The sequence below is a fragment of the Pseudomonas sp. NY15181 genome (genome assembly GCF_048068055.1).
Classification (GTDB): domain Bacteria; phylum Pseudomonadota; class Gammaproteobacteria; order Pseudomonadales; family Pseudomonadaceae; genus Pseudomonas.
Genome location: NZ_JBLUPT010000001.1, coordinates 322,325 through 335,344 on the forward strand (window position 1 = coordinate 322,325; position 13,020 = coordinate 335,344).

A 13,020-nucleotide genomic window follows, 5' to 3' on the forward strand; every position below is an offset into this window, starting at 1 on the left:
GCCGCTATCATCCCAGCCTTTGGATCACCGCTGCGGACGTCTCGGTATGCGCATTCTCCACACCTCCGACTGGCACCTGGGCCAGCACTTCATGGGCAAGAGCCGCGAGGCCGAGCACCAGGCCTTCTGCACCTGGCTGGTCGGGCAGGTGCGCGAGCAGGGAGTGGATGCGGTGATCATCGCCGGCGACGTGTTCGACACCGGCGCGCCGCCCAGTTATGCCCGCGAGCTATACAACCGCTTCATCGTCGAACTGCGCGATACCGGCGCACGGCTGGTGGTGCTGGGCGGCAACCATGATTCGGTGGCGATGCTGGAGGAGTCCCGCGAGCTGCTGGCATGCCTGGATACCCAGGTGATCGCCGCGGCCGGCACCGACCTGGATGCGCAGGTGCTGGTGCTGCCGCAGCGTGGCGGCGAGCCCGGCGCGATCCTCTGCGCGATCCCCTTCATCCGCCCGCGCGACGTGCTCACCAGCCAGGCCGGGCAGAGCGCGCAGGACAAGCAGCTGGCGCTGCAACAGGCGATCCAGGGCCATTACCGGCAGTTGTTCGAACGCGCCGAGGCGCAGCGCGAAACCCTCGGCCGCCACCTGCCGATCCTCGCCACCGGCCACCTCACCACGGTGGGCGCGAGCGCCAGCGAGTCGGTGCGGGAAATCTACGTCGGCACGCTCGAAGCCTTTCCCACCAGCGCCTTCCCGCCGGCGGACTACATCGCCCTGGGGCACATCCACCGGCCGCAGAAGGTCGGTGGGCTGGAGCACATCCGCTACTGCGGTTCGCCCATTGCGCTGAGTTTCGACGAGGCCACGCAAGGCAAGGAGGTGCTGCTGGTGGACCTGGATGACAGCGGCCTGCTCGGCGTCAGCGCCTTGCCAGTGCCTTGCTTCCAGCCCTTGAAATCGGTGTCCGGCAGCCTCGCCAGCCTGCCCGCCGAACTGACCCGCGTGGCCCGGGAGGGCGGCGCCGAGCAGCCTGTGTGGCTGGAGGTGCTGGTGCATACCGACGACTATCTCACTGATATCCAGGTGCGCGTCGAGAAGCTTTGCGAAGACCTGCCGGTTGTCGTCCTGCGGACCCGCCGCGAGCGCGGCACTGCGCAGGCGAGCCTGTTCAGCGAGGCGAAGGAAACCCTCGACGAACTCAGCCCCGAGGATGTGTTCCGCCAGCGCCTGGACAGCGAGGAACTGGAAGCGCCCCTGCGCGATCGCCTGACTGGGTTGTACCGGCAGGTGGTCAGCGAGTTGCATGAGCAACAGGAGCAACAGCCATGAGAATCCTCAGCCTGCGCCTGAAGAACCTCAACTCGCTCAAGGGCGAGTGGAAGATCGACTTCACCGCCGAGCCCTTCGCCGGCAACGGCCTGTTCGCCATTACCGGCCCCACCGGCGCCGGCAAGACCACGCTGCTCGATGCCATCTGCCTCGCGCTCTACCACCGCACGCCGCGCATGAGCGTGCTGTCGCAGAGCGGTAACGAGCTGATGACCCGGCACACCGCCGACTGCCTCGCCGAGGTGGAGTTCGAGGTGAAGGGGCAGCCCTACCGCGCCTTCTGGAGCCAGCGCCGCGCCCGCGACAAGGCCGAGGGCGCGCTGCAGGCGCCGAAGGTGGAGCTGGTGCGCATCGACCGCGCCAGCGGCGAGGGGGAAATCCTCACCGACAAGATCAACGACAAGCTCAAGCAGACCGAGACCCTCACCGGGCTCGACTTCGAGCGCTTCACCAAATCCATGCTGCTGGCCCAGGGCGGCTTTGCCGCTTTCCTCGAAGCCAACGCCAACCAGCGCGCCGAACTGCTGGAAGAGCTGACCGGCACGGAAATCTACGGGCTGATCTCGCAGCGCGTCTTCGAGCGTACCCGCGAAGTACGCGGCGCACTCGACCAGCTGCGCGCCCGCGCCGACGGCGTCGAGTTGCTCAGCGGCGAGCAGCGTGAAGCCCTCGAACAGCAGAACCACCAGGCGCTGTTGCAGGAAGCCTCGCTGCAAGGCCGTCAGGTTGCGTTGCAGGCCCAGCACCGCTGGCGCGATGACCTCGGCCGCGCCGAGCAGCAGATGCAGCAGGCCAGCGAGAAGGAAGCCGGCGCCCGGCGGGCGTTCGATGCGGCGCAGCTGGACCTGCAACGCCTGGCCGCCAGCGAGCCCGCCGCGCGCCTGCAGCCGCTGCATCAGGCCTGGCGTGCCAGCCACGACAGCCTGGCGCAGGACCGTACCGCGCTGGAGGACAATCGCCGCGAGCAGGCCGCCAGCCGCGAGCGGATCGCCGAGGCGCTGTGGAGCGCCAGCCAGTTCGCCCGGCAGGTCAGCGACGCCCGTGGCGCGGAACTGGACGCCCTGGTTGCAGAGCGTCAGTCGCTGGAGGCTCGTCTTGCCCGGCAGCCGCAACGTGCGCGGCTGGGCGAGTTGCTGGGCGGCTGGCGCGCACAGTTCGCCCAACGTGCGCGCCTGGTGGCGGCCAGCGCGGATAGCCAGCGTCAGTTCGATCTCGCGGAGCAGGCGTTCCGCGAGGCCGGCACTCGCCGTGAAGCGTTGCAAGGCGCCGTCACCCTTGCCGAGCAGAAGCTCGGCGAAGCTCGCCTGAACGAATCCTCCGCCCGGCAGCAATTGGAGGCGCTGCTCGCTGGGGCGACCGAAGCACAACTGCGCGAGCGTGCGCAGCAGTCGCAGGCGCTTGGACGTGGTTTCGACCGACTGGAACAGATCGCCCAGACACGGGGCCAGGCCGCCGCGCAACTTGCCCGCTGGCAACCGGAGCTGCTCGCGTTGCGCCAGCGCAAGGGCGAGCGCGACGGGGCCATCGTCGCCCTGCGCGAGCGCTATAAGGCGGTGCAGCAACAGGTCGCCGACCGGGAAAGACTCCTGCAGCAGGAGCAGCGTATCCACCAACTCGAACACTGGCGTGCGCAATTGCAGCCGGGCGAAGCCTGCCCGCTCTGTGGTTCCCAGCAGCACCCGGCGGTGGATGCGTATCAGGCAATGGACGTGTCGGCCACCCAGACCGCGCTCGAAGAGAGCAGGCGGACGCTGGCGGAGCTGGAGAGCCAGGGCATTGCCCTGCGCGGCGAGCTGGCCGAACTGGAGGCGCAGATCCAGCAGGGCCAGCGGCAGCTCGAAGAGGCGGAAGCGGCGCTCCGGCAGCATCACGAAGCCTGGCAACAGCAGTGCGCGGTGCAGGGGCTGCAGCTGGATGATGAGCAGTCGCTGGCGACCGAGCGCCAGCGTCACGAAGCGGCGTTGACTGATCTGCAGCAGCAGTTGAAGGCGCTGGAAGAGCACAAGGCTCGCCTGCAGGAGAACGCGCAGACGCGTATCGATGCTGAGCGTGCCCACAGTGAGGCGGCGCAGCGGCTGGCGCTGTTCGAAGGCGAGCAGCAGTTCGCCCGGCAGCGCCAGGATGAGCGTACGCAGCAGATCGCCAGCCTGTGTACCGAGCTGCAACAGCAGGAAGACGCCTTGACCGCTGCGCTGGCGGAGCTGGGCTATGGTCTGCCGGACGACGGTGAGCAGTGGCTGGCCGAGCGCAGCGAGGAATGGCAACACTGGCAACGGGACCAGCAACTTGGCCAGCAGCTGGCAGCCGCCGACCGTGATGCGGCGCAGGCAGCCATTGCTGCGCGGGAGGCCGCGCAGCAATGGCTGCAACGCTGGCAGGACGCTGCCTTCGAGCCACGGCCAGAGTCGCCCCGCGTGGATGATCCGCAGCAGGCGCTGATCGAGTCCGAGGCACGCTTGGGCGCCAGCCAGCGCCAGGCCGATGCGCTGCAAGGCCGTGAACAGACGCTGGTGGAGCGCCTGGAGCAGGATCAGGCGCGTCTGGCGCAGAGCCAGGCGGCCTGGCAGCACGCGCTGGAGCAGAGCCCGTTCGCCGACGAATCCGCGTATCTGGCGGCGCTGCTGGATGACGCCCAGCGAGCCGCGCTCAGTACCCTCAAGCAGAAACTGGAAACTGCCATTGCCGAGGCCGTGGCCTTGCGTGCGGCGGCGTCGCAGGACGTCGAGCGGCTGAAAGCAGAACCTCACGGCGACCTGTCGCTGGACGAACTGAACCAGCAACTGCTCACCCTCAACGCCGAGCTGCGCGAACTGGGCCAGCGCCAGGGCGAAATCCGTGCGCAGTTGCAAGGCGACGATGCGCGGCGCGCCAGCCAGCAAAGCCTGTTCGAGGAGATTCGCCGGCAGGAGGAGGAGCACGACCTCTGGCAGCGCCTGAACAGCCTGATCGGCTCCGCCGATGGCGCGCGCTACCGGCGCTTCGCCCAGGGCCTGACCCTCGACCACCTGGTGCACCTCGCCAACCGCCAGCTGCAACGCCTGCACGGCCGCTACCAGTTGGCGCGGCGCAGCGACGGCGAGCTGGAGCTGGAGGTGATCGACACCTGGCAGGGCGATACCGCGCGTGATTGCAAGACGCTGTCCGGCGGCGAGAGTTTCCTGGTCAGCCTGGCGCTGGCCCTGGCACTGTCCGACCTGGTCAGCCATAAGACCAGCATCGACTCGCTGTTCCTCGACGAAGGCTTCGGCACCCTCGACGGCGAGACGCTGGAAGTGGCGCTGGACGCCCTCGACAGCCTCAACGCGACGGGCAAGACCATCGGCGTGATCAGCCACGTCGAGGCGCTCAAGGAGCGCATCCCGGTGCAGCTCAAGGTGCACAAGGGCGTCGGCATGGGCTATAGCCAGCTTGACGCGTGCTTCCGCTTCACGCCGGATAAGGGTTGAGGCGGTTGTTGCCCGATTGATCTGCAGTCATGGGGAACGCATGGGCGCCAGCGGCTGTCGACTTGCAAACAACGGTGAGCGAGATAGGCTCAAGACCGCGTAAGTCAGCCACGTCCCGAACGGGAAGGCATCCACAGGTATCGTGATCTTTCGTAGAGGTGATTTGTGATGAAGAAATCCGCATCGGCTCCGAAGAAACCTGCGGCGGCAAAACCCGCCGCTGCGAAGCCGGCAGCGAAGCCGGCCGCCAAGGCCGCCGCCAGCAAGCCTGCTGCCAGCAAAGCCGCCAAGCCGGCTGCCGCCAAGCCCGCCGTGCGCCGCGCAGCGGCACTGGCCACGCCTTCGGACCTGAGCAAGAACGCTACCCGCGATCTTTCCGCCGCGCTCAACCGCCTGCTTGCCGACGTCTTCGCCCTCTACCTGAAGACCAAGAACTTCCACTGGCACGTCAGCGGCCCGCACTTCCGCGACTACCACCTGCTGCTGGACGACCATGCCACCGAGATCTTCGCGATGACCGACGTCATCGCCGAGCGCACCCGCAAGATCGGCGGCAACACCCTCCGCTCCATCGGCCATATCGCCCGCGACCAGCGCATCCTCGACAACGACGCCGAGTTCGTGCAGCCGCTGGACATGCTGGCCGAGCTGCAGGGGGACAACAAGGCGCTGACCGCCTACATGCGCGAAGTCCATGACCTGTGCGACGAGCACCACGACATCGCCACGGCCAGCCTGATCGAGAACTGGATCGACGAAACCGAGCAGCGCACCTGGTTCCTGTTCGAGACCAGCCGCCGCGGTGACGGCACCGGGCACTGATTTCCGGGGCATGAAAAAAGCCGTTTCTCCCTGCGGAGAAACGGCTTTTTTATTGGCTGGGTGAAGTTACTCGCCCGGCTTCTTCAGCTTCGGGTTGGGGAAGAACTGCACGCCCTGCACCTTGGGATCGGCGGGCTTCTTCAGGCCGCTGACGTTGACGCGGGTGGTCAGCTCCTTGGGCACCGACTGGCCCTGGGCGTTGAGGGTGTCGGCATAGCCGCAGGCCACGCATTCGCGGTGCGGCACGCCGTCCTCGTCCCACATGACGATCTTGTCCTGCTCGCTGCACGCCGGGCAGACAGCCCCGGCGATGAAGCGCTTCTTCACCTCGGCCATCACGCAGCCTCCTCGGAAAGGCCGGAGTGGCGCAGCAGGGCGTCGATGGACGGCTCGCGACCCCGGAAGGCCACGAACAGCGCCATCGGCTCCTGGGAACCGCCCTTGGCCAGGATCGCGTCGCGGAAGGCCGCGCCGGTCGCCGGGTTGAGCACGCCTTCTTCCTCGAAGCGGGAGAAGGCGTCGGCGGACAGCACTTCGGCCCACTTGTAGCTGTAGTAACCGGCCGCGTAACCGCCGGCGAAGATGTGCGCGAAGCTGTTGGCGAAGCGGTTGTACGCCGGCGGGCGCATGACCGCGACTTCATCGCGCACGGTTTCCAGCACGTCGAGCACGCTGCGGCCGTCGCCGTGGGTGGCGTGCAGCTCGAAGTCGAACAGGGAGAATTCCAGCTGGCGGACCATCATCAGGCCGGACTGGAAGTTCTTCGCGGCCAGCATCTTCTCCAGCAGGTCCTGCGGCAGCGGCGCGCCGGTCTCGTAGTGGCCGGAAATCAGCGCCAGGCCTTCCGGCTCCCAGCACCAGTTCTCCATGAACTGGCTGGGCAGCTCGACCGCGTCCCAGGCCACGCCGTTGATGCCCGAGGCACCGGCGTGCTCGACGCGGGTCAGCAGGTGGTGCAGGCCGTGGCCGAATTCGTGGAACAGGGTGGTGACTTCATCGTGGGTCAGCAGCGCCGGCTTGCCGCCGACGGCCGGGGTGAAGTTGCACACCAGGTAGGCCACCGGCGCTTGCAGCTCGCCACCGGCGGTGCGGCGACGGTCGCGGGCGCCGTCCATCCAGGCGCCGCCGCGCTTGTTGGCGCGGGCGTAGAGGTCGAAGTAGAAGCGGCCGACGTGCTGGCCGTTTTCCTCGATCTCGAACAGACGCACGTCCGGGTGCCAGCGCTCGAAGTCGTTCAGCTCGCGGATCTGGATGCCGTAGAGCTTCTGCACGATGGCGAACAGGCCGGAGAGCACCTTGTCGATCGGGAAGTACTCGCGCAGCGCTTCCTGGGACACGCTGTAGCGCGCCTCGCGCAGCTTCTCGCCGAAGTAGCTGGCGTCCCAGCTCGAAAGCGTCGGGCAGCCCTGCTCGGCGGAGTAGGCCTTGAGCTGCTCCAGGTCCTGGGCGGCGAAGGGTTTGCTGCGTACGGCCAGGTCGCGGAGGAAGTTCAGCACCTGCTCGGGGGTCTCGGCCATCTTGGTGGCCAGGGACAGCTCGGCGAAATTCTTGAAGCCCAGCAGTCGCGACAGCTCCTGGCGCAGGTCGAGGATTTCCTGCATCACCGGGCCGTTGTCGTTCTGCCCGGCGTTCGGGCCCTCGTCCGAGGCGCGGGTGCAGTACGCGGCATACACCTCTTCGCGCAGGGCGCGGTCCTGCGCGTAGGTCATCACGGCGTAGTAGCTGGGGAATTCCAGGCTGATCAGCCAGCCGTCCAGTTCCTTCGCCTGTGCAGCCTGCTGCATCTGCGCTTTGGCCGAATCGGTCAGGCCGGCCAGTGCCGCTTCATCGGTGATGTGCTTGGTCCAGGCCTGGGTGGCGTCCAGCAGTTGGTTGGAGAAGCGGCTGCCCAGTTCGGACAGGCGCGTCTGGATCTCGGCATAGCGCTTCTGCTGTTCCGCCGGCAGGTCGATGCCCGACAGGCGGAAGTCGCGCAGGGCGTGTTCGAGGATGGTCTTCTGGGCGACGTCGAAGCCCTTGGACTCGGTGCTGGCGGCCAGCGATTCGTAGGCCTTGAACAGCTCGCGGTTCTGGCCCAGTTCGGTCCAGTAGGCGGACAGCAGCGGCAGGCAGCCTTCGTAGGCTTCGCGCAGTTCGGCGCTGTTGCACACCGCGTTGAGGTGGCTGACCGGGCTCCAGGCCTTGCCCAGGCGGTCATGCAGTTCGTCCATGGCCAGCACCAGGCCGGCCCAGGTCGGGGTGCCGTTCTGCCCGGCGAGAATGCGCGCGATGGCCGCGCGGTTGTCGGCGAGGATCTGCTCGATGGCCGGCTTCACGTGTTCCGGACGGATGGACGAGAAGGGCGGCAGGTCGTAGCTCTGCAGAAGGGGATTCGCGCTCACGGTGGCACCTTGGTTGAAGAAACACTCGGCCATCTTAAATACAATCGGCCGTATTCGCAGCCAGAGGCTTACTTTAGGAGAGCAGCTATCGTGACCATTCGTTCGTATCAGGGCAAAACGCCATCGCTCGGCGAGCGCGTGTTCGTCGACGCCAGCGCCGTGGTGATCGGCGACGTGGAGATCGGCGCGGACAGCTCGGTGTGGCCGCTGGTCACCATCCGCGGCGACATGCACCGCATCCGCATCGGCGCGCGTACCAGCGTGCAGGATGGCAGCGTGCTGCACATCACCCACGCCGGGCCCTTCAACCCGGATGGCTTCCCGCTGACCATCGGCGACGATGTGACCGTCGGTCACAAGGTGCTGCTGCACGGCTGCACCGTCGGCAGCCGTATCCTGGTGGGGATGGGGTCGATCGTGATGGACGGCGCGGTGATCGAGGACGAGGTGATACTCGGCGCCGGCAGCCTGGTGCCGCCGGGCAAGGTGCTGGAAAGCGGGTACCTCTACGTCGGCAGCCCGGTGAAGAAGGCCCGTCCGCTGACCGACAAGGAGCGCGCCTTCTTTACCTACAGCGCCGGCAATTATGTGAAGCTCAAGGACCAGCACATCGCCGAGGGTTATGCCGGCTGACCACCCACCGACCAGAGGAGAGACCGCCATGCTGTTACGCGCCCAGACGTCCACCCTGCTGATCGTCGATATCCAGGAGCGCCTGTTCCCGGCCATTCATGAGGCCGAATCGGTGCTGGAACACACGGCCTGGCTGCTGGCGGTTGCGCAGCGCCTGGGTGTGCCGGTGCTGGCGACCGAGCAGTATCCCAAGGGCCTGGGGCCGACCCTGCCGGCACTGCGCGAGGCGTTGCCGGCCGAGGCCGTGCTGGAGAAGATCGCCTTTTCCGCCGTGACCGATCCCGGCCTGCTGCAGATGAACGGCGGCGAGCGCCGGCAGTTCGTGGTCTGTGGCACCGAAGCGCATGTCTGCGTGCTGCAGACGGTGCTGGGGCTGCTGGCCGAGGACCGCGAGGTGTTCGTGGTGGACGAGGCCGTGGGCTCGCGCCGCCCGAGGGACAAGGCGCTGGCGCTGGAGCGCATGCGTCAGGCCGGGGCGATGATCGTCTCGCGGGAGATGGTCGCCTTCGAGTGGCTGGAACGCGCCGGTACGGAAGTGTTCCGCGAGGTCAGCAAGCAGTTCATCCGCTGAGCGTCACTTCCACTGCGCGCGCCACGTCGCTCGCTGCTCGGGTTCGAGGAAGGTCCAGGCGACGAAGCGGCTCTGCTTCTGCCCCTGGGCCATGTCCACGCTGCGCACGGTGACGGCGCCGGCCTTCTTCAGGGCGCGGCGGAACTCGTCGAGATTGCCGGCCTTGGACACCAGCGAGCTGAACCATAGCACCTGCTTGCCGACTTCCGCACTTTCCGCCGCCAGCTTGCGCAGGAAGGCGATCTCGCCACCCTCGCACCACAGCTCGTTGCTCTGCCCGCCAAAGTTCAGCGTCGGCAGTTTGCGCGAGGGGTCGAGCTTGCCGAGGTTTTTCCACTTGCGCCGGCTGCCGCTGCTGGCTTCCTCGGGCGATGCGTGGAAGGGCGGGTTGCACAGGGTCGCGTCGAAGCGCTCATCGGCGCCGAGCAGGCCGCGGAAGATGTGCTGCGGGTCGTGCTGCTGGCGCAGCTCGATGGCCTCGTTCAAGCCCGGATTGCCGTTCAGGATGGCGTGGGCCGAGGCGAGCGCGGCAGGTTCGATGTCCGAGCCGAGGAAGCGCCAGCCGTAGTCGCGGTGGCCGATCAGCGGGTAGATGCAGTTGGCGCCGACGCCGACGTCCAGCAGGCGCAGGCCGGCTCCGCGCGGCGCTCGGCCGCCGTTCTCCTCGCCGAGCAGGTCGGCCAGGTAGTGCACGTAGTCGGCGCGGCCCGGAATCGGCGGGCAGAGGAAGCCGGCGGGAATGTCCCACCGGGCGATGCCGTATTGCGCCTTGAGCAGCGCGCGGTTGAACACACGCACGGCTTCGGGGTTGGCGAAGTCGATGCTCGGCTTGCCGTAGGGATTGGTGATGACGAAGCGGCCCAGCTCCGGGCAGCCCTCGATCAGCGCCGGGAAATCATAGTGCCCTTGATGCCGGTTGCGCGGGTGCAACAGGTTCGGCCGCTTGGCGGCGGGGTCGCGCAGGGCTTCAGGTTTGGCGGTGGGGCGTTTCGGCGGTTTCGGCATGACGGGGCGCGGGGCTGGGAAGCGGTGGGCGATTTTCCCACAGATGGGCGTGGCGCGCCTCAGCCGAGCAGCACGTTGCCCAGTCGGTCGAACAGCAGGCAGCAGAGCAGCAGCGGAATCGGCAGGCCGAACAAGGTGCCGAGCATGTAGGGTGCGAAGCCGACGCCCGAGAGGGCGAGGCTGTAGTTCAGCGTCGGAGAGGTCATGAAGGCGTGGCGCAGGAGGAAGACGCAGATGCCTGGGCGTTGGTCTAGGTGGCTGAATACCGCGCGGGTGACCCGGTTGTTCAGCAGACGCAGGCCGTTGCCGCCCACCGCGCGTATCACCAGGAAGGTGAAGCCGCAGGAGAACACCGCCGCGCCGTAGGTGATCAGCCCGCCCCACAGCTTGCCCAGCGCCAGCACGGCGGCGGCGAGGAACAGCAGGCCGGGAATGTGCAGCAGGTTGCCCAGGGCGAACAGGCCGACGAACAGCAGCAGGCCGCGCACGCGGTTGTCCTGCAGCTCGTTGCGCAGGTAGTCGAGGCTGAAATCCTCGTGCAGGCCGCTGGCGCGGTAGAGCGCGTACAGCACCAGGGCGAAGGCCAGCAGCAGGATCAGTCGGCGATAACGCCAGATCGGGGATGGAAGGGACTGCATGGGACGGACTCAGGGGTACTGCAGGACGTCCTTGATCTGCGCCAGGTGCTGGGCGATCCAGCGCGGATCGATGGCGCCCCAGTCGCGGATGCGGTAGTGCCCGGCGTTGTTGCGTTCGCCGTCGTGCTGCTCGAAGGCGCAGTCGATGTCCAGGTCGGCCAGCGCGGCCAGGGTGTCCTGCGCCGTGCGCCGGGGCATGCCGGTGGCTTCCATCAGGGCCGGGACGCTGGTGGCGGTGCCGCTGTCGATCAGCCAGGCGACATAGAGGCGGCGGTAGAAACTGCTTTTGGTCTTGCTCACTTCCATCGAGACGTTTCCTTGTTGGCCTTGTGGATCTGCTACAGCGGCAGCAGCCAGGGTACCAGCAGAACGCTGACGATCATCACCAGAATCGTGAAGGGTACGCCAACCTTGACGAAATCTCCGAAGCGATAGCGTCCGGGGCCGAGCACCAGGGTGTTCACCGGCGACGAAATTGGTGTCATGAAGGCGGCCGAGGCGGCCAGCGCGACGATCATCGCGAACGCCTGGGGCGAGGCGTCGAGGGCTTTCGCCGTGGCGATGGCGACGGGCGCCATGAGCACGGCGGTGGCGGTGTTGGAGATGAACAGGCCGATCAGTGCGGTGAGCACGAAGAGGCTGGCGAGAATCGCGTAGGGCCCGGCATCGCCGAGGACGCCGACCAGGCCGTTGACCGCCAGGGTGATGCCGCCGGTCTTCTGCAGGGCGAGCGCGAAGGGCAGCATGCCGACGATCAGCAGCAGGCTCTGCCAGTGGATGGCGCGGTAGGCGCTGTCCATGTCGATGCAGCGGAAGGCACCCATCAGCAGGCAGGCGATCAGCGCGGCCATGACGTTGGGCACCAGGCCGCTGACCATCAGGATCACCATCACCGCCAGGCTGAACAGCGCGTGGGGTGCCTGGCTGGCGGCGGGGGCGGCCTCGTCCACCTCGGCTGGCAGGCTGAGCACCAGGAAGTCGCGGCCACGGGCCTGCAACTGGCGGATATCCTTCCAGGCGCCGATCACCAGCAGGGTGTCGCCGACCTTCAGCTTGGCCTCCAGCAGGCCGTCCACCAGCGCCTCGCGGTTGCGCCGCAGGCCCACCACGTTGAGCCCGTACTGGCTGCGGAAGCCCAGTTCCAGCACGCTCTTGCCCTGCAGCGCGGATTCCGGCGGCAGGGTCACTTCGGCCATACCCACTTCATGGGCGCGCTCGGTGAAGTAGTCGCCCTGCAGGCTCAGCGGTTCCAGGCCGTACTCGTGGTACAGGCCGAGCAGGTCGCCGCGCTCGCCGTAGATGTCCACCAGCAGCACGTCGCCGGCCTGCAGGACGATGTTGGCGCTGGGGCCGAGGATCTTCACGCGGAAGTGCACCATGCGCTCGATGGCCACCACGTTGGTGCCGGCGCGGGCGCGCAGCTCCACGTCGCCCAGGCTCGCGCCCACCAGCTGCGAGTCGGCGCGGATGCGCAGGCGGCGTTCGCGGCCGGCCAGCTGGTAGTCGCGGATCAGGTCACCCAGGGTGCGGCGCTTGAGGCTCTGCCCGGCATCGCCGTCGTCGTCCCCGAGCCAGCGGCGTGCGACCAGCATGTAGCCAACGCCCAGGGCGAGGATCACCAGGCCGAACGGCGTAAAGCTGAAGAAGCCGAAACCCGGCGAGCCTTCGCGTACCAGCTCGCTGTGCACCACCACGTTGGGCGCGGTGGCGACCAGGGTGAGCATGCCGCTGATCAACCCGGCGAAGCTCAGCGGCATCATCAGTCGCCGTGGCGACACATGCAGGCGCGCGGCGATGCTCAGCACCACGGGAATGAAGATGGCGACCACGCCGGTGGAGCTCATCACCGAACCGAGCCCGGCCACGGCGAGCATCAGCAGCACCAGCAGACGCGTTTCGCTGGCGCCTGCGCGGCGCGTCAGCCATTCGCCGATGCGGTAGGCCACGCCGGTGCGCACCAGGCCTTCGCCGATGACGAACAGCGCGGCGATGAGAATCACGTTGGGATCGGCGAAGCCGGCCAGCGATTCCTGCACGCTGAGGATGCCGGAGAGGGGCAGGGCGACCATCACCAGCAGGGCGACCACGTCCATGCGCGGACGGTTGATGACGAACAGCGCCACGGCGGTGGCGAGCAGAAACAGGACCCAGATCAGTGGCAGGCTCATGCGCTTCCCTAGCGGATATTCGGCGCCATTGTGCCCGCCGAGGCGGGCGCAATGTCTTGACCCGGTGCAGCTTAGCGAAG

11 protein-coding genes are annotated in these 13,020 nt (G+C 67.5%); 5 read left to right on the forward strand and 6 right to left on the reverse strand.

All coding sequences use genetic code 11. The features are described 5' to 3' along the window. The first annotated feature begins 46 nt into the window (after positions 1–46). The 3 genes from sbcD to ACNFBT_RS01510 all read left to right on the forward strand — a co-directional run bounded on the left by sbcD (position 47) and on the right by ACNFBT_RS01510 (position 5,544). Positions 47–1,276: an exonuclease subunit SbcD gene (sbcD, locus tag ACNFBT_RS01500; RefSeq protein ID WP_416745821.1), complete on the forward strand. Its 1,230-nt coding sequence runs from the start codon at positions 47–49 to the stop codon at positions 1,274–1,276. Further along, the gene (locus ACNFBT_RS01505; protein WP_416745823.1) at positions 1,273–4,722 is read left to right on the forward strand and encodes an AAA family ATPase; all 3,450 of its coding nucleotides are present in this window, start codon (positions 1,273–1,275) and stop codon (positions 4,720–4,722) included. The genes sbcD and ACNFBT_RS01505 overlap by 4 nt, the downstream gene beginning before the upstream one ends. 168 nt (positions 4,723–4,890) lie before the next feature. Then, positions 4,891–5,544: a Dps family protein gene (locus ACNFBT_RS01510; RefSeq protein WP_416745825.1), complete on the forward strand. Its 654-nt coding sequence runs from the start codon at positions 4,891–4,893 to the stop codon at positions 5,542–5,544. A gap of 66 nt (positions 5,545–5,610) precedes the next feature. On the opposite strand, the gene ACNFBT_RS01515 is transcribed toward ACNFBT_RS01510, so the two are convergent. Continuing rightward, positions 5,611–5,880: a YheV family putative zinc ribbon protein gene (locus ACNFBT_RS01515; RefSeq protein ID WP_416745827.1), complete on the reverse strand. Its 270-nt coding sequence runs from the start codon at positions 5,878–5,880 to the stop codon at positions 5,611–5,613. Beyond that, positions 5,880–7,925, reverse strand: a complete 2,046-nt coding sequence (gene prlC, locus ACNFBT_RS01520; protein ID WP_416745829.1) for an oligopeptidase A — start codon at positions 7,923–7,925, stop codon at positions 5,880–5,882. The genes ACNFBT_RS01515 and prlC overlap by 1 nt, the downstream gene beginning before the upstream one ends. A gap of 90 nt (positions 7,926–8,015) precedes the next feature. Between prlC and ACNFBT_RS01525 the strand changes: the two genes are divergently transcribed. Next, positions 8,016–8,558 carry a gamma carbonic anhydrase family protein gene (locus tag ACNFBT_RS01525; protein WP_152225410.1) on the forward strand — a complete coding sequence of 181 codons (543 nt, stop codon included), beginning with the start codon at positions 8,016–8,018 and terminating at the stop codon, positions 8,556–8,558. Positions 8,559–8,586: 28 nt separating this feature from the next. Beyond that, on the forward strand, positions 8,587–9,129 hold the full coding sequence (locus ACNFBT_RS01530) for a hydrolase (protein WP_416745832.1): 543 nt from the start codon (positions 8,587–8,589) through the stop codon (positions 9,127–9,129). Positions 9,130–9,132: 3 nt separating this feature from the next. Here ACNFBT_RS01530 and rlmF read toward each other — a convergent pair whose 3' ends face one another. The 4 genes from rlmF to ACNFBT_RS01550 are packed head-to-tail and all read right to left on the reverse strand — an operon-like array spanning position 9,133 to position 12,940. Then, positions 9,133–10,134 (reverse strand): 23S rRNA (adenine(1618)-N(6))-methyltransferase RlmF, encoded by a 1,002-nt coding sequence (gene rlmF, locus ACNFBT_RS01535; RefSeq protein ID WP_416745834.1) that lies wholly within the window; start codon positions 10,132–10,134, stop codon positions 9,133–9,135. A gap of 59 nt (positions 10,135–10,193) precedes the next feature. Beyond that, a complete protein-coding gene (locus tag ACNFBT_RS01540; protein ID WP_416745837.1) occupies positions 10,194–10,772 on the reverse strand; it encodes a VTT domain-containing protein in 579 nt (192 codons plus the stop codon). Positions 10,773–10,781: 9 nt separating this feature from the next. Next, the gene (locus ACNFBT_RS01545; protein WP_207887515.1) at positions 10,782–11,078 is read right to left on the reverse strand and encodes a winged helix-turn-helix domain-containing protein; all 297 of its coding nucleotides are present in this window, start codon (positions 11,076–11,078) and stop codon (positions 10,782–10,784) included. Between the two features lie 32 nt (positions 11,079–11,110). Next, positions 11,111–12,940 carry an SLC13 family permease gene (locus ACNFBT_RS01550; protein WP_416745840.1) on the reverse strand — a complete coding sequence of 610 codons (1,830 nt, stop codon included), beginning with the start codon at positions 12,938–12,940 and terminating at the stop codon, positions 11,111–11,113. Positions 12,941–13,020: the final 80 nt, after the last annotated feature.